Origin of the sequence: Pectobacterium atrosepticum (assembly GCA_019056595.1) — a bacterium.
Classification (GTDB): domain Bacteria; phylum Pseudomonadota; class Gammaproteobacteria; order Enterobacterales; family Enterobacteriaceae; genus Pectobacterium; species Pectobacterium atrosepticum.
Genome location: CP036163.1, coordinates 624,830 through 648,840 on the forward strand (window position 1 = coordinate 624,830; position 24,011 = coordinate 648,840).

The 24,011-nt window shown below is 52.6% G+C and carries 17 protein-coding genes and 1 pseudogene; 10 read left to right on the forward strand and 8 right to left on the reverse strand.

The genetic code is table 11. The features are described 5' to 3' along the window. Positions 1-140: 140 nt before the first annotated feature. Positions 141-1,667: a HAMP domain-containing protein gene (locus DCX48_03460; GenBank protein QXE13643.1), complete on the forward strand. Its 1,527-nt coding sequence runs from the start codon at positions 141-143 to the stop codon at positions 1,665-1,667. Positions 1,668-1,701: 34 nt separating this feature from the next. Here the strand turns inward: DCX48_03460 and DCX48_03465 are convergent, their stop codons facing one another. The 3 genes from DCX48_03465 to DCX48_03475 are packed head-to-tail and all read right to left on the reverse strand — an operon-like array spanning position 1,702 to position 4,851. Beyond that, positions 1,702-3,003, reverse strand: a complete 1,302-nt coding sequence (locus tag DCX48_03465) for an aminotransferase class III-fold pyridoxal phosphate-dependent enzyme (protein QXE13644.1) — start codon at positions 3,001-3,003, stop codon at positions 1,702-1,704. Next, complete coding sequence (locus DCX48_03470; GenBank protein QXE13645.1) at positions 3,000-4,124, reverse strand: phosphotransferase; 1,125 nt, start codon at positions 4,122-4,124, stop codon at positions 3,000-3,002. The genes DCX48_03465 and DCX48_03470 overlap by 4 nt, the downstream gene beginning before the upstream one ends. Then, positions 4,117-4,851, reverse strand: a complete 735-nt coding sequence (locus tag DCX48_03475) for an SDR family oxidoreductase (GenBank protein ID QXE13646.1) — start codon at positions 4,849-4,851, stop codon at positions 4,117-4,119. The genes DCX48_03470 and DCX48_03475 overlap by 8 nt, the downstream gene beginning before the upstream one ends. A 178-nt stretch (positions 4,852-5,029) precedes the next feature. Between DCX48_03475 and DCX48_03480 the strand changes: the two are divergent. Then, positions 5,030-5,245, forward strand: a pseudogene (locus DCX48_03480) (hypothetical protein). Positions 5,246-5,289: 44 nt separating this feature from the next. Here DCX48_03480 and DCX48_03485 read toward each other — a convergent pair. The 5 genes from DCX48_03485 to DCX48_03505 form a co-directional block, all read right to left on the reverse strand. Beyond that, entirely contained in the window at positions 5,290-6,108 is an 819-nt protein-coding gene (locus tag DCX48_03485; GenBank protein ID QXE13647.1) for an ABC transporter permease, read from the reverse strand. Positions 6,109-6,145: 37 nt separating this feature from the next. Continuing rightward, complete coding sequence (locus tag DCX48_03490; GenBank protein ID QXE13648.1) at positions 6,146-7,414, reverse strand: ABC transporter permease; 1,269 nt, start codon at positions 7,412-7,414, stop codon at positions 6,146-6,148. Positions 7,415-7,456: 42 nt separating this feature from the next. Then, positions 7,457-8,536, reverse strand: coding sequence for an ABC transporter substrate-binding protein (locus DCX48_03495; protein QXE13649.1), 1,080 nt, complete (start codon positions 8,534-8,536; stop codon positions 7,457-7,459). Between the two features lie 366 nt (positions 8,537-8,902). Next, positions 8,903-10,375, reverse strand: a complete 1,473-nt coding sequence (locus DCX48_03500; protein QXE13650.1) for an NAD-dependent succinate-semialdehyde dehydrogenase — start codon at positions 10,373-10,375, stop codon at positions 8,903-8,905. A gap of 10 nt (positions 10,376-10,385) precedes the next feature. Beyond that, a complete protein-coding gene (locus DCX48_03505) occupies positions 10,386-11,651 on the reverse strand; it encodes a 4-aminobutyrate--2-oxoglutarate transaminase (protein QXE13651.1) in 1,266 nt (421 codons plus the stop codon). A 147-nt stretch (positions 11,652-11,798) separates the two neighbouring features. Between DCX48_03505 and DCX48_03510 the strand changes: the two genes are divergently transcribed. The 8 genes from DCX48_03510 to DCX48_03545 all read left to right on the forward strand — a co-directional run bounded on the left by DCX48_03510 (position 11,799) and on the right by DCX48_03545 (position 23,924). After that, positions 11,799-13,292 carry a PLP-dependent aminotransferase family protein gene (locus tag DCX48_03510; protein ID QXE13652.1) on the forward strand — a complete coding sequence of 498 codons (1,494 nt, stop codon included), beginning with the start codon at positions 11,799-11,801 and terminating at the stop codon, positions 13,290-13,292. A gap of 205 nt (positions 13,293-13,497) precedes the next feature. Continuing rightward, entirely contained in the window at positions 13,498-14,592 is a 1,095-nt protein-coding gene (locus DCX48_03515; GenBank protein QXE13653.1) for an ABC transporter ATP-binding protein, read from the forward strand. A gap of 137 nt (positions 14,593-14,729) precedes the next feature. After that, positions 14,730-15,347 (forward strand): LysE family translocator, encoded by a 618-nt coding sequence (locus DCX48_03520; protein ID QXE13654.1) that lies wholly within the window; start codon positions 14,730-14,732, stop codon positions 15,345-15,347. A gap of 390 nt (positions 15,348-15,737) precedes the next feature. Beyond that, complete coding sequence (locus DCX48_03525; protein ID QXE13655.1) at positions 15,738-16,490, forward strand: hypothetical protein; 753 nt, start codon at positions 15,738-15,740, stop codon at positions 16,488-16,490. A 114-nt stretch (positions 16,491-16,604) separates the two neighbouring features. Next, positions 16,605-18,569 (forward strand): DUF1800 domain-containing protein, encoded by a 1,965-nt coding sequence (locus DCX48_03530; GenBank protein ID QXE13656.1) that lies wholly within the window; start codon positions 16,605-16,607, stop codon positions 18,567-18,569. A gap of 16 nt (positions 18,570-18,585) precedes the next feature. Then, positions 18,586-19,785: a DUF1501 domain-containing protein gene (locus tag DCX48_03535; protein ID QXE13657.1), complete on the forward strand. Its 1,200-nt coding sequence runs from the start codon at positions 18,586-18,588 to the stop codon at positions 19,783-19,785. Between the two features lie 102 nt (positions 19,786-19,887). Beyond that, entirely contained in the window at positions 19,888-22,899 is a 3,012-nt protein-coding gene (locus tag DCX48_03540) for an aminotransferase (protein QXE17137.1), read from the forward strand. Continuing rightward, entirely contained in the window at positions 22,896-23,924 is a 1,029-nt protein-coding gene (locus tag DCX48_03545) for an SDR family oxidoreductase (protein ID QXE13658.1), read from the forward strand. The genes DCX48_03540 and DCX48_03545 overlap by 4 nt, the downstream gene beginning before the upstream one ends. Positions 23,925-24,011: the final 87 nt, after the last annotated feature.

Here is a 24,011-nt window from a genome sequence, read left to right on the forward strand (position 1 = left end):
TTGTAAATCAATGTAAACAAATGCTATTACAAGTCCCCTAATGCCATTTTAAAATTTTAGTTTACCCCAGCATAAACATTCTCCTCATTTCGTCGATATAAGAATACCGCTCCTTATCTTGGAGTAATTTAGAGGTACTTATGAGCATTAAACTTAAATTAATTTCGGTTATGTTGTTAATGGCATTATTGCTTTCGGTTGTCTCTCTTACCGGCTTGTTTGGCATGAATAATACCAATCAGTCGATGAAGACCCTGTATCAGGATCGACTGATCGCGCTGGGTTATCTGGATAATATAACCAGACAGGTAAATAGCGTGATGTTTGAAATCGCGAGCGTTGATCTCTCACAGCCAGACAATGTCAAAACGGGGTTGGCGCACATTGCGGAAGCGCAAAAAATTTATGATACCCAATGGGATTTATACAGTAAGACGTATTTAACTGGTGACGAAAAAATATTAGAAGAACAGTTTTCCATGTTATACAAGCAGTACAACGATAAAGTCATTACCCTTGCCATTAATGCAATACAGAAAAATGATAAAGACGCGTTAGAAAACATTATCAATCACACATTAAAAAGCGAATATGCGCCCCTGCAAAAAATTGCCGATCGGCTGATTAAATTACAATCTGACGTTGGTCAGGAACTCTATTCCGAATCACAAAGTAGCTTCAATAAACTATTATTTTCCGTAGTGATTATCCTTCTGGCGGGCATCGTTATCGTTGCCTTATCCGGCTGGCGGTTGATTGTTTCAATTGCCGTACCGATAAAAAATGCAGTGGATTTAGCAAGAAAGGTAGCGAGTGGCGACCTGACCCATCGTATCGCGATTACTTCACGTGATGAAATGGGACAGTTGCAAACCGCGCTGCGGGAAATGGTGTTGAATCTGACGGACATCGTAGAACGCGTACACAGTAACGCCGACATTATTGCGACGGCATCCAGCCAGATTAGCAGCGGCAATATCGACCTCTCCTCTCGAACCGAACAGCAGGCTAGTTCACTGGAAGAGACGGCGGCGTCAATGGAACAGATGACCTCCTCCGTCAAACAGAATGCTACGCATGCCGCTCACGCCAGCCAGCTGGCAACAACCGCCTCACAGCGCGCTGTCGATGGGGGCAAGATGATGGGCGATGTGACATCAGCGATGCAGCTGATGGTGTCATCCGCAGATAAAATAACCAACATCATCAGCGTGATAGACGGAATCGCTTTCCAAACCAACATCCTCGCACTGAACGCCGCCGTGGAAGCGGCTCGGGCAGGAGAACAAGGCAGAGGCTTTGCCGTCGTCGCAGGCGAAGTCCGCACGTTGGCGCAACGCAGTGCAAACGCGGCCAAAGAGATTAAAAACCTGATCGGGACGTCCGTCGAACAGGCGAACCTTGGCCACACTATCGTCATTGACGCTGGCAACACGATTCAAAGCGTGGTGGAGGACATAAAACGAGTGGCGTCGCTCGTGACCGAAATTTCCACCGCCAGCAATGAGCAAAGCCTGGGCATAGGGCAGATTAATACCGCAATTTCACAGATGGAAACGGTGACGCAGCAAAACGCCGCACTGGTTAACGAAGCCGCCGCTGCCGCGGGTTCATTGTCCGAACGGGCAGGTGAACTCAGTCATGCCGTGGCGGCGTTTCGTATCTAACGCCCTGTCCTTTTCACCGTAACCGCACAATCGATTATCTCTGTGCACGAGTGCCGATGAGCGCTAAAACGTCACTCAGCGTGGTTAAGAACACATCGGCGTGTTCTTCCAGAAACACCAGCGGCGGGCGAATTTTCAGTATGTTCGCCGCTGGCCCCGTCGCGCTGATGAGCACACCACGTTGGCGCATCGCATTCACCACCTGCAACGCGGATTCACTTGCCGGCGTTTTACTTTCGCGATCGCTGACCAGCTCCGCACCAATAAACAGGCCGTAAGCCCGAATATCACCAATCAGCGGGAAATGCTGCGCCAGTTGCTGCAACCCTTGCCGCAGATAATCACCGACCCGCTGGGCATTCTGCTGCAACTGCTCTTCCCGAATCACCCGCAGCACCGCGTGCGCCGCCTGACAGGAAACCGGATTGCCGCCAAAGGTATTGAAATAGCGCACATCGCGCCCAAATGCGTCGAACAGAGCGGAACGCCCCACCAATCCAGCGATGGGATGTCCGTTGCCCATCGGTTTCCCTAGACTCACCAAATCAGGGACGACATTGTGGCGCGCAAAGCCCCACAGTGATTCCCCGGTGCGCCCGAAGCCCGGCTGCACTTCATCCGCAATAAACAGCCCGCCCGCCTGACGGATCAACGCCGCCGCCTGTGCCATTTCGCCTTCCGGCGCACAGAACACGCCATCGCTGGAAAAAATGGTATCTACCAGCAGCGCCGCAGGACGAATACCTTCCCGTTGCATCTGCGCCAGCGCTTCACGAATGCTGGTAAGAAATGCACCGGGCTGACGATAAGTGTCTGGCGCGTCGATCAGCTTCACATGGCTACCGCGCACAACGCCATCCCCCAGCGACGGAGACAGTTCCGCCAGCGCGCTGGTCACGCCGTGATACGCCCAGCGCGTCACCAACATCCCCGTCCCGCCCGTGACATGTCGGGCGATACGCAGCGCCAGATCGTTAGCCTCACTGCCGGTACAGGTCAGCATTACATTGTTCAATTCGGCGGGAAATTCGCTCAGCAAATCTTCCGCAAAATCGACAATCGCGTGGTGCAAATAGCGCGTGTGGGTATTGAGTTGTGCGCTCTGTCGCGCCACGGCTTCAACCACCGCGGGGTGGCAATGTCCGACCGAAGCCACATTATTGTAGACATCCAGATAACGTTTCCCTTGGTGATCGAACAGCCACACGCCCTCGCCGCGCGCGACATGCAGCGGCTCTTCATAAAACAGGCGATAACCGCCGCCCAACACTCGCTGACGGCGCGCCAGCAAAGCTTCTGTCGCTGTCATTTCAGACGTCATTCCTTTCTGGTTCATCGCGCATTCTCCGGGCAAACCTGCTGTAGGCGAGTCAAAAATTGCGCATGGGAATAGGTCGCAATGCGCTGCAAACTGTGCCAACAGCGCGGCACGTTACGCAGCAGATACTCCCGATTGTCGGGATAACGCGATGCTCGCCACTGCGCAATGGTCAGGGTCAGCGCCATACGGGTCGCTATCAGATCGGGTAACAGCGCAATCTCCTCCGGTGCTAACGGAATGCGTTGGTGATAGGCCGCAACAAACGGCACAACATGCTCCAACAAATCGGTTCCATCGCCGATCTGATACGCCAGTGCCGTCGCGACTTCGCAAATTAACGGGGCAAATACGGCATCGCCAAAATCGATAATGCCAGTAACCCGCGTCGGCGACGATCCATCCACCAGCACGTTATGCGGATTCAGATCGTTATGAATGACCTGACGACGTAGCGTCGTCAACAGAGGAGCAACGTTACTGTCATAACGGTCAAAAATACGCTGAAGATGCTGATACTGCTGCGGTTCAGAAACGAAATCGAGGTAAGGACGCACCTGCTCTGCCCGGCTGATATCCCACAGCAGCGCACGGTTTGCCGCCGGATGCGTAAAGCTGTGAAGCGCGTTATCCAACTGCGCCAGCGTTCCCCCCAACTGCGGCATCAGCGCCGTTGACGGTGAGGCCAGATACTGCGGCATTCCTGCCAGATAGCTCACAAGCCGCACACGCAGCAGTACACCATCGATCTCAACGCCTGTTTCCGACTGACCCGCTTTTGTCGACCTGATACGCGGTACGGGCAGTTCAGGTGCCTGACGGGCAAGATGCAGCAGCAGCGCGGTTTGGAAATTGCTGACGTCGGCAGGTTCTGCCGCATTGATGACTTTCAGCATGTAGCGTTCATCTGGCGTCACCGTCAGACAGAAATTCACATCACGCTCGCCCTGAAGCAGCGACATCTGCCCAGACAAGCCATATTCTTGCTGCGCAATCGCCAACGCCTGCTGACAGGAAACCTGCGGTACGGCCTGCGTCATTAACTCGTCGTCGTGCGGTGAAGCCTCGGCAAATACGGGCTGATTGGACGCCGGGTGTGGGAATGCAGGAAAAAGTGCGGTGAGTCGTCCGTCAGACATGCTGCCCTCCGTTAACATGAATTTCGGCACCGTTGACATAAGAGGCACCGGACGTGCAGAGAAAATAGATCAGGCTGGCCACTTCTTCGGGCTTACCTAAGCGCTGCATCGGCACCTGCCGCTCGATGATGTCGTTCGTGCCGGGCGACAGAATCGAAGTTTCAATTTCTCCCGGCGCAATCGCATTCACACGAACGCCGTGCGGACCAAAATCAAACGCCATTTCTCGCGTCAGCGCAGACAGCGCCGCTTTTGAGGTGGCATAGGCCACGCCAGCAAAGGGGTGAACGCGCGAACCGGCAATCGAGGTCACATTAATGACGCAGCCCTGTGAAGCCTTGAGCTCATCGAACAGGCCGTTTGCCAATAGCGCACAGGAAAACAGGTTAACGTTGAAGACGCGCAGCCAGGTCGCATAGTCTGTGTCACGTACGCCAAGACGTTGCCCTTCTGCACCCTTTGGTGAAATCCCTGCGTTATCGACCAGCGCATCCAACCGCCCGCCTAGCTTTTCCTTAATCAGCGGCAGCGTCTGTTGCAGGCTGTCGATATCTTCCAAATCGAGATGAATATGATTGAGCAGCTTTTCTGCCCACGGGCACTCTTCCGCCCAGTTCTGGCGTGAAGCGGTAAAGATCCGCCACCCCGCCGCGTGGAAATGCTTAACGGTAGCATGCCCGATTCCCCGGCTGGCACCGGTCAGCAATAACGTTTTTTGCGCTGTCATACCGAACCTCCTGAACGCTTTTACACAATAATTTTTTTACACAGCACACATCAAAATGGTGTTTGATGCATCATCATTTTGGTTTTAAAAAAAGCTGAAAAAAATTTCAGCGAAAAAAACGATTTTTCCCTTGGCGTAGAATGATGCTGAAGAGAAAACGTTTTCCAGGATGAGCAGCATGGATGCTGCGAAAGCCAGTGCCGCGTAGGGAACGCGTCACTGGCGGTCCGTCAGGAAAACGTTATCTCTGAAGGCACCGCGCAGCGGCATCATGTACCGCCAAAAAGCCAGGGTTCCAAGGGCGACGGCAACTGAGCCGCCCTTGGTCGTGCGCTCTCCCATGCAAAGGGAGAAATCCAATATCAAAGCGCACGAAACAAACCACCAACACTAAACAAGAATTACGAGGCACACCCTAGCGTGGTGTGGTTAACCACCTTATCCCCCACTCCGTAACCGCTCCGAACGGCGACGTAAAATTTCCATCACGATCAGTAGGATAAGCGCCGCACCGACCATCATTGTCGCGGCGGCGGCTATCGTTGGGTCGAGGTTTTCACGAATGCCGGCAAACATCTGTAGCGGTAGCGTGCGTTGGCGCGGGCTGGCGAGAAACAGCGTGACGATCACCTCATCGAACGAGGTCGCAAAGGCAAAGAGCGCTCCAGAGAATACCCCCGGCGCAATCAGCGGAAACGTTACCTTGCGAAAAGCCAACAACGGTGAAGCGCCCAGACTGGCAGCTGCGCGCGTCAGGTTGTGATCGTAGTTCTTTAGTACCGCCGTGACCGTAATCACCACGAACGGCACGCCCAGCATCGCATGCGCTAACACCAGCCCCAGATAGCTGTTCAGCAGCGACAGTTTGGCGAAGAAGAAAAACATCCCTACCGCGACAATCACCACTGGCGCAATCATCGGCGAAATCAGTACCGCCATCACCAGCGATTTGCCGCGAAATTCACCACGTACCAGCCCGACTGACGCTAATACGCCGAGCACCGTCGCCAACAGCGTCGCCAGCGGTGCAATCAGCAGGCTGTTGCCCAGCGCCCCCAGCCACTCGCTAGAGTTGAAAAACTCGCGATACCAGCGCAGGGAAAATCCCGTCAGCGGATAGCTCAGAAACGACCCCGCATTAAACGAAAGCGGAACAATCACCAGCACGGGGACGATCAAAAACAACAACATCGCTGCGCCGTAAAAATTAAAGAACGTGTTCCACAGACGGATACCCACTTCACCCTGCTGTCTCATTTGTTATCTCCCCAGTATAAGGTTATGGATATCGTACTTAATGCGCTGCCGCTTCCGCATTGGTGCGCGTCACACGGATATACACCACGTACAGTAGCGTCACGATGATCAGCAATTGCGTACCCAGCGCGGCGGCCATCCCCCAGTTCATGGTGGTATTGGTGAAGAACGCGACAAAGTAGCTCAGCATCTGGTCGCTTGGCCCACCCAACAACGCAGGCGTAATGTAGTAGCCAATCGCCATCATGAAGACCAGCAGCGCCCCCGCCGTTACCCCCGCATACGTTTGTGGCACGTAAACCCGCCAGAACGCGATAAACGGATGCGCCCCCAGCGAGATCGCCGCACGCACATAGTTCGGGGAAATGCCTTTCATTACCGCGTATAACGGCAGAATGAAAAACGGCAGCAGGATGTGGGTCATCGAGATATAGACACCGATGCGATTGAACACCAACACCAGCGGTTCATCAATAATTCCGGTGCTCATCAACGAACGGTTGATCAACCCGCCGGACTGCAACAGCACAATCCAGCTCGCCGTCCGCACAATCAGCGATGTCCAGAACGGCAGTAAAACCAGAATGAGCAACAGGTTGGCACGGTTAGACGGCTGTTTTGCCAGCCAGTATGCCAGCGGATAGCCCAGCCCCACGCACAGCAGCGTCACGACACCCGCCATCAGCAACGTGCGCAGCAGCACGTCCACATACAGCGCCTGATCGGCAGGTAGCGGAACGATTTGCTGGGTAGTGGCATCAACTTTATGGTCAAACACCGCCAATAGGTAATAGCTGGTGAAAGGCCTTGCGGCGCGATCGAACGTTTGCCAGGTAGATAATGCTCCCCACATCGGCTGTTCGCGTATCAGTTGGTCACGCATATCGCTGCTGCCCTCAGCGGGCAGCTTACGCAATGTGCGGGTAATCAGCGTGCGATATTCCGACCCTTCATACCCTAACCGTTTAGTGATCGTGCTTAGCTTACCGCTGCTGCGGGCATCACGCAGATCGCCGACCAGCGCCCGGAAGACCGCTTCATCCGGCACATCGTTACCCGACCAAAGCCGCATTGCGGCAATGGTCTGCGGCATATTGTCGCGCAATTCCGGATTGGAGACGCTTTTCCCCAAAATCGAGGTGATCGGGAACAAAAAACTCACCACGATAAACAGAAACAGCGGTGCAATCAGCAGCAGAGAGCGTTTCTTATAGGCTTTCTGCGCGATCCTCAGTTGCTGTTTCAGTGTCGAATCTTCCTCGCTCCCGCTAGGCGGTGCAGAGTCGACGATTTCGCTCTGGGACATAGGCTCTTTCTCCATCATCACGTACGGTAAATCACTGCAACTTTATTGGGCGGCCCAGGCGTTGAAGCGTTGTTCCAACTCTTCACCGTGATCGATCCAAAACTCAGTGTCTACTTGCAAGGCCTGTGCCAGATTATCTGGAGCCGTTGGCAGATTGGCGGCAACAGCCGGAGCCAGCAGGCTGGTGGTCTTGACGTGTGTCGGGCCATAAGGAATGTTCTCGGCGAACACCTTCTGGTTTTCCGGCTGATTGGCAAAGGCAATAAACTGCTCCGCCAGTGCCTTATGCTTGGAACCTTTAACGATCGCCCAACTATCCAGATCGTAAATACTGTCAGCCCAGACAATCTTGAAGTCATGCCCTTCTTTCTGCGCTGCCGCGACGCGACCGTTATAGGCGGACGTCATCACCACATCACCCGACACCAACCATTGCAGCGGCTGCGCACCAGATTCCCACCACTGAATATTTGATTTGATCTGATTCAGTTTCTTAAAGGCGCGCTCGACACCTTCTGGCGTCGCCAGCACCGTGTAGAGGTCTTCACGCTTCACGCCATCGGCTAGCAGCGCAATTTCCAGCGTAAATTTGGCGCTTTTACGCAACGCACGCTTGCCGGGGTAATCTTTTACATTCCAGAAATCGGCCCAGCTTTTCGGTGCCTGTTTCAGTTTCTCAGCGTTGTAGGTCAAGACGGTTGACCACAGGAAGATCCCCGCGCCGCACTCAGTGGCTGCGCCTTTGACAAATTGGGATTGATCGCCCAGCTTTGACCAGTCCAACTGCTCGAACAGCCCTTCGCTACAGCCACGCATCAGCTCAGGGCCTTCGACTTCCACGACATCCCAGCCCACCTGCCCGGTTTCTACCATCGCCCGGATACGCGCCATTTCACCGTTATACTCACCGGCTTCTACCGTACCTTTGCCCGCCGCGGCGAACGGTTTGTAAAACGCTTTATCCTGCGCATCTTTGTTCAAACCGCCAAATGAGATCACCGTGACAGATTCCGCCTGCGCCTGACAGGCCATCGTCACCAAAAAAGCCGTCGCTGCTATTTTCTTCAGCGCCTGACGCGTGAACAGCCCTTTTGCTTTGGAGGAAGTATTGAGTTTGGACATTGCTTTGCTCCTGGAGTGGTAGTCAACGTAAAGGTCAAATGCGTATCACAATTTTGCACACTCTATTTCGTGTACTGCATTCTTGATGCATCATGTATCAACGTAATCATGCAAAAAAATATGAGCATAAACTGTGCCAATTCAAAAATTTCATTGATGTTTTTCTACTGCGGCGGCGGGAACGGCGATGAGAAACATCAGTAGTACGCAGTGTTGCCTTATGCCTGATTGTATTTCGCCATTTTTGCCATGTTGTGGTGCAAGCCGACATTGCCTTGCACCACTCAGACGCATTGCGCGTCTGTCGCACGGGTGCCGACGTTGACTGCCGACACGCGCTTCTTACCGACTATGGGGATGAAAACCTTATCGGGAAAGATCGACGCAAAGGTATTTCATTTCCAGATAGTCTTCGATACCGAAACGTGAGCCTTCACGGCCCAGCCCTGACTGTTTCACCCCGCCAAACGGCGCGACTTCATTCGAGATCAATCCGGTATTGATGCCAACCATGCCGTAGTCCAGTGCTTCCGGCACCGTCCACTGGCGTATCGCGTCGCGCGTGTAGACATAGGCAGCCAGACCGAACTCGGTATCGTTCGCCATCGCAATCACCTCGGCTTCATCGCTGAAGCGGAACAGCGGTGCGACTGGCCCGAACGTCTCTTCACGCGCAAAACGCATCTCGCGGGTCACGTCGCCAACGATGGTCGGCGTGAAGAACGTACCGCCTCGTTCGTGGCGTTGGCCGCCCAGTAGTAGCGTTGCCCCGTGCGATAACGCATCGGCAATGTGCTGCTCGACTTTGCTGACCGCATCGTCATCAATCAGCGGCCCCTGTGTGACACCTGGCTGTGTACCGTCGCCCACGTTTAATTTACGCACTTCCTCGATCAGCCGTTCTACCAGCGTCGGGTAAATCCCGTTCTGCACATAGATCCGGTTAGCACAAACGCAGGTCTGTCCGCTGTTACGGAATTTGGAGGCCAGAATGCCTTTCACCGCCTGATCCACATCGGCATCGTCAAACACGATAAACGGCGCGTTGCCCCCTAGCTCCAGCGACAATTTTTTCACCGTTGGCGCACTCTGCGCCATCAGGATGCGGCCCACTTCCGTGGAACCGGTGAAGCTCAGCTTGCGCACCACTGGGCTATCGCACAGCACCTTACCGACGGACTGTGCGTCGCCGACAATCACCTGCAATACGCCGCGCGGAATACCCGCCTGCTGCGCCAGCTCAGCCAGCGCCAGCGCGGTAAACGGCGTCTGCTCCGCAGGTTTAACGATCATCGTGCAGCCCGCCGCCAACGCGGGTCCGACTTTACGAGTGATCATCGCAGCCGGAAAATTCCACGGCGTAATCGCTGCACACACGCCGATGGGCTGCTTAATCACCATCAGGCGCTGCTGCCCCTGCGGCGATTGCAGCACGCTGCCTTCAATGCGTTTAGCTTCTTCCGCAAACCAGTCGATAAAACTGGTGGCATAGGCAATTTCGCCCCGCGCTTCCGCCAGCGGTTTTCCCTGCTCCGCCGTCAGCAGCACAGCCAGATCGTCCTGATTGTCCATAATCAGGCGTGCCCACGTCTGCAATAGCACGGCACGTTCTTTTCCCGTCTTCTTACGCCATTCAACCAGCGCCTGTTCTGCGGCGGCAATCGCCTGCTCGGTTTGTGACACCGTCACGAGTGGTACTGTACCCAGCACCTCACCCGTCGCCGGATTGATGACATTCAGGCGTTCACCGCTTTGGCTATCCTGCCACTCGCCGTCAATCAGGCAGTGTTGACGAAATAGCACCTGTTGTTTCAGTGAAATAGACTGTTTCAGTTGCATAGCTTCTCTTCTATCGTGTTAATACGCGCGTCAGGATGTTCATCGCTTTGCTGAACTGCTCATCAGGAACCGTCAGCGGATACAGGAAACGAATCACGTTGCCATGCACACCGCAGGTCAGCAGCAGCAAGCCCGCCTCTAATGCGCTTTTCTGAAATTGGCGGGTAATCTCTGCCGAGGGTTTACCCGTGTTCGGATCGTTAAATTCAGCCGCGACCATCGACCCTTGCGCACGAATCGCTACCAGTGCTGGACACTGCGCTTTTACTTTCTCCAGCGTTTCTACCAGTGCAGCACCCAGACGCTGCGCACGTTGGCACAATTTTTCTTCTTCAATCACATCCAATACCGCCAGCGCCGAAGCGACCGACAGCGGGTTACCCGCATAGGTGCCGCCCAGCCCGCCCGGCGATGGCGCATCCATCACCTCAGCACGGCCGACCACGCCAGAGATCGGGAAACCACCGCCCAGGCTTTTCGCCATGGTGATCAGATCCGCTTTCTCCGTGTAATACTCCATCGCAAACAGCTTACCGGTACGCGCAAAGCCCGTCTGCACTTCATCGGCAATCAGCAGGATGCCATGCTCATCGCACAGCTTACGCAGCCCGCTGATAAAAGCGGGCGGCGCAACATGAAAACCGCCTTCACCCTGTACCGGTTCCAGAATAATCGCAGCAACCTGATCGGCGGCGATATCGGTATGCATCAGACGTTCGACGCTTTCCAGTGCCTGTTCAACGGTAATACCGGTTTGTTCATTCGGATAAAGCGCGTGAAAAATGGAACCGGGGAACGGGCCAAACCCCGTGGAGTACGGTGCTACTTTGCCCGTCAGCGTCATGGTCAGCAGTGTACGACCATGAAACGCCGCGTTGAAAGCAATCACGCCAGGACGCTTGGTGTAAGCACGGGCGATTTTCACCGCGTTTTCCACCGCTTCTGCTCCGGTGGTAAAGAACGTGGTTTTTGCCGCGCCTTGAATCGGTGCCAACGCATTAATACGCTCGGCCAACGTGACATAGCTACCGTAAGGCACAATTTGATAGGCCGTATGGGTAAAGCGATCCAGTTGTTCGCGCACCGCAGCGACAATTTTCGGGTGGCGATGGCCGGTATTCAGCACCGCAATCCCGGCGGCGAAATCGATAAACTCGCGTCCTTCAACATCCCACAGGGTGCTGTTTTCCGCTCTCTCAGCATAGAAATCACACATGACACCTACACCACGCGGTGTGGCGGCCAGACGGCGTTGATTCAGTTCGCTATTCTTCATTGTCTGCTCCGGTATCCCAAATACATCTGTTATTAGTTGAAGATGGTGAGTTGAACGATGACAGGTCGTTGCAAGATGATGATGTCATTTAGACGTGAGATGGTTCTATAATCCAGTGCCAGTTTTGAATATTTGAAGGATCCACTTTTGCGCTCACTCCTGACCGACTTATTGCTTCAGCGTTTAGCCAATCAGCAAGATGGTGCGCTGAACAAGCGTTTGTACGACAGTATCCGGCTCGCGATTCTTGACGGCGCGATTGCCGCAGGCGTTCGTCTACCGTCGTCACGCGATCTGGCGCAACAGCTCGCGCTGTCACGTAATACCGTGCTAACGGCTTACGAACAGTTACTGGCTGAAGGCTATATCGAGGCGCGCAAAGGAAGCGGGACCTTCGTCACGGAACAGTTGCCCGACGGCAACATGCAGCCCGTGGATAGCGACAATACGGGGGAAATACGGGAACCTAAACACGAGCTTTCGCGTCGCGGCATGCATCTGCTGGGTTATGCCGGTGCCTCCGTCCGCCAATGGGGAGCGTTTATGCCCGGCATCCCCGATATCGCCAGCTTCCCTCATGATTTATGGCGGCGTATTCAAACGCGGTTGACGCGGCGCGTTCGTCCTGAACAACTGTCTTACTCGCCGATTGGCGGTTCTCCCGAACTCCAGTTGGCGCTGGTGGATTATCTGCGCGTCGCTCGTTCCGTGGAGTGTACGCCGGAGCAGATTCTGATTACTGAAGGCACCCATCAGGCGATGGATCTGCTCGCCAAAATGCTGTGCAATCCCGGTGATTTGGCATGGATTGAAGATCCCTGCTATTGGGGGATTCGCAATGTTCTGACGATTAACGGCCTGCGCATTGCTCCAGTCGATGTGGATGAACAAGGGCTAGTGCCGCCGGATACCCTGTTGCCCGACGCCGCACCGCGTTTGATTTGCGTGACACCGTCACATCAGTATCCGCTGGGTGCAGTGATGAGCCTGGCACGTCGTCAACGACTGCTGGCACTGGCACAGGAGCACGGCTGCTGGGTGGTGGAAGATGATTACGATAGCGAGTTTCGCTTTTCTGGCAGCCCAATCCCCGCACTGCAAGGGCTACAGGCGCAATCACCGGTGATCTACATCGGTACATTCAGCAAAACGCTCTACCCCGGCCTGCGCGTCAGTTACATGGTGCTGCCGCCGCTGCTGGCGCAGTCTTTGAAGACGGCACATTCCGAGCTTTATCGGGGAGGACATTGGCTAACGCAGGCAACGCTCGCGCAGTTTATCCGTGAGGGCCACTACGCCGCGCACATCCGCCGCATGCGCCTGTTGTATGCCAAACGCCGTGCGTTATTGACATCGCTGATCGAACAGCATCTGGGGGCGGATTACGTCGGAGATAACAGTAATGCCGGTCTGCACATGCTGCTTAGCCTGCCGCCCCACGTTGATGATGTTGTGCTGAGCGCCGCCATCCTACGCCGTGGCGTGATGGTCAAACCGCTTTCCAGCTACTACCTGCAACCGACGCAGCAGCGCGGTTTATTGCTGGGCTATGCCAGCATCGAAGAACCTCAAATGGAGCAGGCTTTCGCTGTGATTGTGACGTGTATTCAGGCGCTGAATACGCATGATTTGAACGCCTGACGGGGTGCATTTTTATAGGGCACAGCGATACAGCATGCTCGCACCATTAGAGTGCCACCTATCCATGACGCGCCCCATTACAGGGCATTCATCGTAGCAAGCGACGGCATTTTTGCCTGTCGTAGTATGACAATCCTCAGCTCTCTCGTATCCGGCATGGTTTATGCATCCTTATGAATAACAGTGACTGCCGGAGAGTGAAAAAATGAGAAATTATGTCAGCTTCAAGAACGTTCAGAAGACCTACGACGGCGACCGCCTGATCGTCAAAAACCTGAATCTGGATATTCGTGAAGGTGAATTTCTGACCCTGCTTGGGCCGTCCGGCTCGGGAAAAACCACCAGTTTGATGATGCTCGCCGGGTTTGAAACCCCAACGCAGGGAGAAATCCTGCTGCGCGATGCACCGTTGCATCATCTCCCGCCGCATCAGCGCGACATCGGCATGGTGTTTCAGAACTACGCACTGTTTCCACACATGACTGTGGCGGAGAATCTGGCGTTTCCGCTGTCCATCCGCCGTCTAAACCGCGTCGATATCAAAGAGAAAGTCGATCGCGTGCTGGATCGCGTAAAGCTGACTAGCCTAGCCGATCGCTACCCCGCACAGATGTCCGGCGGCCAGCAGCAGCGTGTGGCGCTGGCTCGCGCGCTGGTCTTCGAACCGAAACTGGTGCTGATGGATGAACCACTGGGTGCGCTGGATAAGCAACTACGCGAGCATATGCAGTTAGAAATCAAAGAGCTGCATCAATCGCTGGAATTAACCGTGGTGTACGTCACCCATGACCAGAGCGAAGCGATGACGATGTCCAACCGCGTCGCCGTGTTTAACGACGGCGTGATTCAGCAGATGGACAGCCCTAGCGATATCTACGAAAAACCGGAGAATGCGTTTGTGGCGCAGTTTATCGGCGAAAACAATACGCTGCTCGCCACGCGCGCCGAGGCCGAAGGCGCGTTCTACCGGGCAACGCTAGACGACGGCACATCGCTGCGTGCGCTGAAAGTCCGCCCCAGCTCGCCGGGTCGTAAAATCACACTCTGCATTCGGCCGGAACGTATTCACGTCAACGCGGCTCATACCGACGACACAATGCAGCATGTCAAAGCCCGCATTCAGCAGTTCATCTATCTGGGCGATCACGTCAGGATGATGACGGAAGTCGCAGGCCAGCCGCAGTTTATGGTGAAACTCCCTGCTAACGAGATTCAGCCGCACTGGAAAGCGGGCACCGAAGTCAACCTGTCGTGGCAGCCAGAGCACCTGCGCGCGCTGGATAGCATCATCACGCATTAATGGTGACGCATTAACCTCTTTCGTATTAGCCACTTTCCAGACCCATTCACCGGGCGCAATGTGCGCCCGTCTCACTGATTTCCAGCCCACACTATTGTATATCTCGCTAACAGACACACGGCTGAACTCACGACCTCATGGATATACTGTGCTTTATCATCGCGTTAACCCCGATCACATTATCTCCTGGAGCCAGTTTTACGCTGGCAATGAATAACGCAACCAGTGGGGGAATACACGCCGTATCGCGCATTATTATCGGTACTGCGCTGGGTATTTATACACATAGCTTACTGGCAAGTATTGGTCTCGCAGGGCTGCTATCCTTTTACCCTACGATCATGCATACCATTACCGCGATTGGTACGGGTTATTTGCTCTACTTAGCGTTTCGTTTGATAGAGAGTGGGTTGCGGGAGAAAAGTACAACCTCATGCAACAGCAGCAGAGTGGGTATCAAAGAGGCCTATTTGGCAAATGTTCTGAATATTAAAGCGATCCTACTTTATGTCACTATTGTTCCGCTGTTTGTGAATACCAAAGGCACCTCACCCGTGTCGCTTGCGTCCTACCTAACACTCGCTACCCTACACATTGTAATGATGTCGGCCTGGCTGCTATTTTCAGCACAGTTACTTATCCGCTCATCAGGCAGAATCAACCCCATTGCGTTGAAAAAAAGCATTAATATTGGTGGAGGGATCGTGCTGGTTGTTCTGACACTCTCTCCCTATATCTCAACTTATTTTTACTAGAGATAATATTCCCGCCGAAGTTAAGGCCATCGACCGAATCGATGTCTACTCGCGTCGCCGTGATTCAGCAGATGGACAGCCCCAGCGTTCTCTACGCGTTAACCATAATCGCTTTCCTCACTACCATGCACAAACAGCCTGAAGTTTGACGGATATATACTGGCCTTATTTTTAAGCAATAAAATATATACTAAAAAAGCATCTTGTGGATAAAAACAAAAGCAGCTTATATGTCATAGTATTTTAGATAATTCCATGTATTTTTTGAATAGACAGGAGGGAAACTCTCGTTAAATGAGGGTTTTATTTACCACAGCAACAACCCTGCACCATCGTAGGATGAATCCAACCAGAAATAAAATAGTAAAATGATAAAAAGGTTTTTTCATTATGCTTTCAAAATATAATAACCCGCCCATTATAAAAACATTTTATCGCCCCATCGAAGTGGCTATTCGGTGGAGTCATTTAATGTCGTCAGAATCTGAAATACTTAAAAAACTCGATGAAGACCCCCTGTTTTTTTTACATTACGCGTATCAAACATGGCCAAAATTGTCGTTAAATCAAGAAAGAGTGATTGATGGGCTTATCAATGGGGAATTGCGTCATAGCAAACGAGGGGTTACTAGTTTGACACCGGTAGACTTAAACGATCCAGATTTATCTATTCGACATGTCGATCTAAAAAACTGGATGATGTCATATTATCCGAACGAAAAGCCCGATTTTTTATTTTCCCCAGAAGAACGATTAACCCCGATAACAATAAACATGAATTCGGTGCAAATATTGCTAGCCGAATTAGAGGTGATGCGTATAAAAAATACCGCTCTTGAAGTTCAGCGAAATAATATAAAAAGCGATTATCTTTCACTAAACGCTACTTACGCATCAGTGATGATGCACCCTACACAACCCATACTCGGGGAGCGTAGTGAAAGTACGTATCTGACGATTATTGGCGCGTTAATCAGCCTATATAACCAACGCTCACCATCAGGCAAGGCCTATACACTTTTTAACTCTCAGGACGCTGTGATTTCTGCCTTAATTGCGCATTATGGCGATAAAAGAGGGATTTCCAAAAGCACGCTTGAAAGTAAGTTCGCTCAGGCAAAACGCCAGCTCAATGGCACGTAGTTCCTACCCTTGCCAGGGTCCAATCCACCCCAGTTAAGGTGAAAGCCGTATACTCTTTTTTGCATAGTAGGTTATCCGCATCATTCTATTACGCCATAGGGATAATCTACTATCATGCATAAACAGGATCGTTTTGTATTAGCGTATCGCCCATCATTTCACGCCCAGCGAATCTCACCGACCAGTAGAAAATCGCTAGTATCATCTTTTGTATTTCGCATGCCCTGCTTTCTCATTCTGCTGTGGACACTCACATTCAGCCCCCCAGGTGTTGCCTTAACGATCGCAGAAACACGACATCTGATAGATCGTACCGGATTTGGCACAACCCCACAGGATATTGAACGTTTCAACGATATGACGCGGGAGCAAGCCGTGGACTATCTACTGGGCACGCTCAATGCGCCTTTTTACACGCTTCCCCCGACTTTCGTGCAGCAACCTCATCCAGATTACTGGCAGGAAGGTTGGCGAGAGCAGAAAATGATTTTTTTCCGTATCAACGAAATTAACCAGCTACAGGCTTGGTGGGTACAGGAAATGATCCTTACTCCCACTCCTTTTGCCGATCGTCTCACGCTGTTCTGGCATAACCATTTCGTTTCCCGGTTTGACAATACCCTCATCACCGCGCCTTTTTTCGATCAGCTCACGCTATTTCGTCAAGCGGGTAGTCAGAGCTTTCGCCTTTTGGCACGAAAAATACTGCAAGATCCCATGATGCTCAGCGGGTTGGATAACACGTCCAATACACGCCAACATCCTAATGAAAATCTTGCTAGAGAATTAATGGAGCTCTTTACCCTGGGAGAGGGTAACTACAGTGAAAATGATGTCAAACAGGTTGCCAAGATTCTGGCAGGGCACGGTGTAAACGCCACGCAACAATGGCGTTATCAATTTGACGCCAGCGCAGCGGTATCCGGCGAAAAAATGCTGCTCGGCCAGAAAATTCAAGGAACGCCCGATGAAGAACTCGATCAACTTGTCGATGTTTTGTTGTCGCAACCCCAAACGGCAACGCGTCTGGCGGGGAAATTCTACCGAGCGTTTATTTCGTTAGAGGACGACCCTGAAACAGTATCGGTATTAGCGCAAGTGCTACGCAATCATGACTATGCGATGAAACCGTTCATGCGAGCATTGCTGCTCAGTCCCGCGTTTTGGCACGAACACCATCGTGGATCATTGGTCAAATCCCCATTGGATCTGATCGTCGGCTTTTCTCGCACGCTGTCACTGGTGTTACCCGATCAACACATCCTACTGGATTATCTCCAAAATTTGGGACAGAGCCCGTTTATGGCCCCCTCCGTAGCGGGATGGGAAGAAGGCACCGCCTGGCTTGATGGGAAGACACTGGTCGATCGTACCAGAGTGTTAACCCGGCTGTGGTCCGCGATAGAAAGCTCGCCGCTGACTGACAATACGAAGCTAATCGTGCGTTTTTCATCCGAAAGCCGTGGACTTCCTGCACGTTTTATCGTTACCGCGAATGGGCAACAGCTTGCCAGAATTACCGCCAAGCTCGGAGCAGATACCCGGCAAGAACAAGCGTCCAACGAACCGGGAAATCTGAAACCGATGTGGGAAACTGTCGCCATTCCACTCCCCAATGCGTCTGCGGTATTGGAAAATGTCACTATTACGATGGATGCTGATGAACCCGACACCCATTTATTTATCAATTGGATTTCCTTCAAGGGCTATCGTTTTTCCCCCTATCAGGCCAGTTGGATCATTCCGAATGGTTCTTCCTGCCTTGCCGACTCACCGTTAGGATCTTTTTACTGTAACTTAAGTTTATCTTTTGACCTCACCACCCCAATCAGGAGCGAAGCAGCCAGCCTGATCGATCGGCACGCTCCGCTCAACGCCAATATCGAATACGGTACGGGTCGCCTGAGGCCGCAATTTAGCCAATCGGGAAACCGACTCCCCGCCAGCATCACGCCTTATACCCGCATACCTGTTGATTCACTACTGGCTACCACACCTTTCGGGCAGCCCGTGCCACCGGATAACAGTGCCACGGCCTTAAAGGCACTGACGCTTGATCCCGCATTTAATCTGAAATAGATAAGGACATCTGCTTATGTCTACACCATTTACATTGTCACGGCGCGTGCTCCTCGGCGGGCTTGGCGCGGGCCTATTAACAGCCATGCTTCCCCTGCGCGGGTTTGCCCAAAACGCCATTCCCACAAACAAGCATTTGATCGTCATCGAATTATTTGGGGGAAATGATGCATTAAACACGCTGGTTCCCTATCGGGATCCACTCTATCGACATTATCGCCCTACGCTGGCGTTAAACGCTCACGAATATGCACCGTTAAGTGATGATCTGGCCTTTAATATCGTCTGGAAAAAGCTCGCTAATGTATTTCAAAAGGGGGAATTAGCGGTAATACAAGATGTTGGCTATCCGTCTCCCAATCTGTCTCATTTTAGTTCCGCCGCAATCTGGGCCAATGGTGCTGACACCCCAACGCTGAAGTCAGGCTGGGCTGGCCGCGTTCTGAGCACATCTTCACGTGAGGATCGCTATCATGATACTGACGGCATTATTCTCTCTGGCGATCAGTCTTTACTCATCCATCCGGCGATCCAGGCACTGACGCTTCAGGATAGTCGCGCCCTACTTAATGCCAATTTCACCCTACCCTCTGCCCACACGAATGATAGAAGTACGACGGCAGCACAGCATATCCTCCGGTTAATGGAGAGTACCAGCACGATAAGTCGCCGGATTCAAAATAAGCTGCGCAATCAGAACCATTTCACCCGTCGATTTACACAGGACGGCTACATTGAACCGCAAAACGCGCAAGCGGCAACGATACTCTGGCTGATAGAGAACAATGTCCGTTCACCACTATATAAAATCAGTTTGTCTGGCTTCGATTTGCATAGCCATTTACGCGGTGAACATGAACGCCAGCTCAGTAAAGTAGAGACGTTGCTGCTTGGGCTACGGCAAGGACTCATCGATATTGGTGCCTGGCAGGATAGCCTGATTATGGTGCATTCGGAGTTCGGCCGTCGGCCAAAAGAGAATGCATCGGGCGGAACCGATCACGGCACGTGCGGGCCGATGCTGCTAGTTGGCGGTCAAGTCGAGGGAGGTATCTGGGGAAATCGCAGCCCACTCGATAAGTTGGATAACGACGGCAACCCTTATTTTTCGACCGACTTCCGCTCGGTATATGCCACCGTCGCCGAACGTTTTTGGCGACTTCCCGCCGCTCAGGTTAGCGGAACATCGCTCTCCCCGCTGAATATTCATCTTTAACCCACCGCCTTATTTCTACAGGACACGCTTTCTATGCAGAAAACAATGACACCAAGCCATCCTCCGACAACGACAGACATGACAGACAGCAAAAACTGGCAGATGTTGGCAAAAATCCGTCAATCTTGTCGTGATAATATCCATATCAGTGGAGAGCTCCCCACCGGACAAACCGATATTCTGGTTTGCCTCACGCTGTATAACGAACCTGCGCCCATGCTTGCCGATACGCTGGCGGGGCTGGTGCGTAACCAGCAAGAGTTAACCGCAACGTTTGCCGATCGTCCGCCCAACATCATCATTTGCATCCTGCTTGATGGCACCAACAGTGCTCACCCATCAACCGTTTCACTTTTAGGGTCGCTAGGGTTGCTGCCAATGCAAATGCCCAGAGCGGATAGCCAGAATAATTCACTGACGCTTCAGGTCAGCGAACAGCCCGCCTCGCATATTCTGCGCTGCTGCGATCAATCTGACGCCATTGAAAACGCGGAGCAGAGCATTACGCTACTTCTTGCCAACAAACACCATAATGCAGGAAAGCTGGATAGCCACGCCTGGTTTTTCTGGGGCGTTGGAAGTGTCGTTAAAGCCGAGTTTGCTATGCAGATTGATGTCGGTTCGGTGACAGAATCAGCATGTTTGATACAGTTGCTACAACACATGTGGCGAGATCCTTATTGTGGGGCCATCACAACGCGCGTTATGCTCCCGGTTCCCACGAATGCAAACCTGTCTCAGAATTGGCAATACGCCGATTTTATCTGGGAAAAAGTCAGTGATTGGGCCATCGGCAGCGCTCTGCATTATCTGGAAGTGGTTCCAGGGCAATGCAGTATGATTCGATGGAGCCAATTTTGTGAAAACCACGGACATTCGCACGCGCCGCTCGACGCCTACCTGCGTGGGCTAATTCCTCAGAGTTTACTGGAGCGCAACCTGTTTCTCGCGGAGGATCGGGTTCTGGGATTTGAACTGACCAAACACCATAAAGGAAGCGGAGTACGTTATGAGCAAGGTGCCATCGTTCGTTCGGATCCTGCTCCCACCTTCATAGAACTTCTGCGCCAGCGACGGCGCTGGGTCAACAGTACTATTGCCGCTCGCTTGCACTCACTGTCCCGATTGCCTGCGGTGATGACACAGTCTTCTCTTTCGCCACTGCGGCGCTGCGGTATTGCGCTTTCTTTGCTTTGGGGAATGTTGCAGTTTATTGCTCAATTTATCATGCCGGCATTTGTCGCCATCTTGCTCGCCACTGGCGTACACCCACTTGCCAGCCATATCCTGCCAGATGCCGCACCGTCTCTTATCACCGCCGCAGCCATAGGTATGGCGCTGCTTTTCCTTGTCGTATGGATAAGCATCCTCTTTATGAGCCGCAGTACCACCTTGACTAGCGAGGTTGGCACACGCTACCACGTCTCAGCGATGTTGCTATTAGGTGCATTAATGGGGGGCGCATTCGTCTTCACGCTGCGGGTGGCACCCATACCGAGCATTGGCCTCATGGGTGTAGCACTTTTCTTGCTTTGCCTTGCAATTAGCCTGCATTCATTGCGCTATCTGCGACAGTTCATACGCTGGATGCCCCTTTACCTCATGCTATTACCCGTCTTCAGTCTCTATCTGACAACCTACTCTATCGCCAACATTAACGATGTCAGTTGGGGAACCAAAGGCTTGACTACTAATCATGTTGAGGAGAATAAACAAAAATCGTGGGCGGCCACACGCAACAAAGTGCTCTTTATCTGGAGTGCCTGTTCACTGAGCGCCGTGCTGCTGTTCTTGCTGACACTCCCTAACACGCAATGGATGTTCGTTATCCAATGTGCCTCCACGTTTTTCTGTGCCCGCATAATACTGTCATCCTCCGTCAGCATCGGTGCCAGTATCACCAAACGATTGCGGACTCTGCGTAAACACACCCCCATGCCGTTTGTCGATCGCGTTGAATGTCCAGTTTCCACCTCACTCCCTATCGTCAGGCCGGTTTTTCCCCCTTTCGCGTCATTCGCTTCGCTGATCAAAGAGAGTCTTACCTCCGGCCATGTCACGAACAATGGCCCCTATGTTCGTCAGTTAGAAAGCCGATTAACTGAATATCAATCGGTCCCCACACGCGTATTCTGTAACGGTGAGCAGGCGCTCATTACCCTGTTACTGGCCGCCGACATTCGGGGTAAAGACGTCATTGTTCCCTCATTTACCTTTGCTGGCACGCCCCATGCGGTTGTTATGGCTGGGGGAAACCCCGTGTTTGCTGATATCAAAAGCCGGGATTGCCCGCTGCTGGATGCCAACGATGTCGTGCACCGCATCACGGCGAATACCTGTGCGATTGTCGCGGTGGACGTGTATGGTTACGCCAGCGACTATTCCGCCTTGCAAAAAATTGCGCGAGACCACGGACTGCGTCTGTTTATCGACAGTGCCCCTGCGTTTGGTACTACGATCAATGGACAACGAACCGGTGGTTTCGGCGATGCACAGATTTTCAGTTTTCACGCAACAAAGCCATATAACACCATTGAAGGTGGCTGCCTATGCAGCCATGACGCAGAGCTTATCAAGCGTGCCGAAGCGATACGCAATTTCGGGTTGGATGCATCAGGCATCTGCGTATCTCCTGGATTAAATGGCAAGATGAGTGAACTCAACGCGATTATCGGGCTGGCGCAGCTTCCTTATCTGGAATCGCAATTAACGTGCCGCCGACAAGCGGCGTCACATCTGATTGCAGGTATAACGTCCATCCCCGGCCTTACACTCTGCTTACCTCCCGAGGGCCAATCCCCTGTCTGGCAGTATCTACCCATTCACGTAGACGCAAAGCGCTACGGTATGGATCGTAACGACCTGCAACACGCGCTGCATGCCCAAGGGATCATGGTGCGCTGCTATTACGCCCCAGCCTGTCATCTCATGCCAGCCTACGCAGGGGAGCATCAGGCCACGCTCCCACAAACCGAACACCTGTCTGCCTGCGTTCTGGCATTGCCAATTTACAACGACATGACGGAGAAAGAATGCGAACGCATCATTACCTCGCTCCGTGCAGTCGCCCTTTCTCCCATCACTCACCACGCGGCTGAAGGAGTATACGCATGAAAAACACGATTCTGGTCGCTGGCGCAGGTGGCTACATAGGCATACCGCTATGCCATTTATTAATTAATCAGGGATATCGCGTGGTGGCCTTCGATCGCTTTTTCTTCGGCCTTCCTGTATCAGAAATGCCACAATCACCAGAGTTCCATACGTTACGTGGCGATATACGCTACATCACCCCCGATATATTGCACAATGTTGAAGCCGTCATCGATCTCGCGGGATTAAGCAACGATCCTGCCGCACAGATATCATCCACGCTCACTCATGCCATCAATTACGAAGGCGCTTGTCATCTCGCAAATACGGCGAAAAAGGCGGGTATTCAGCGCTATATCTATATGAGTTCCGCCTCAGTTTATGGTCGTTCTGGTTCAACACCCGCAGATGAAGAGACAGAGTGCCAACCACAGAGTCTCTACGCGGAGCTGAAACTCAATGTGGAACGTGAACTTCTTCGACTGCGTGATACCACCTTTCATCCGATCATTCTGCGCAATGCCACCGTGTTCGGCCTCGCGCCTCGCATGCGTTATGATCTCTCCGTCAATATCATGACGCATATGGCTGTGCGGGATAAATTCATTGCCATTGATGGTGATGGTCTCCAGCAACGTCCGTTTATTCACGTTAAGGATGTCGCTCGTGCCGTACTACTCACCTTACAGCTTAATCGCCCGCTTTCGGCGCCACCCGTATTTAATATTGGTGGCGACGTGTTAAATCACAACATCAATAGCATTGCTAGCATCATCGCTGAGGAAGTGCCCAACGTGAAAATCGTTCATCGCCCGCAATCTCTGGATACCCGTGATTATCGACTCTGTTTTTTCCATGCGAAAAACACGTTAGGCTTTTCACCGACACGCAGCATTCGAGATGGTGTAAGAGAAATTGCGCATGTCCTGACTACCGATCAAGAGGCAGGAACACAGCCGACCTGCTTTACTGCACAGTGGTACACCGATTTGATTGAGTGGGAGAAACGCTTACAGCCTTTGCAACTAGATGGACACCTCTTTTAGGTATTAACAACAGAAAGCACGTTGCCCCTGAACCGGGGCAACGGATACATACTCTAAATAATTCAAGTTTCAGGAAGGCGGCAAGGG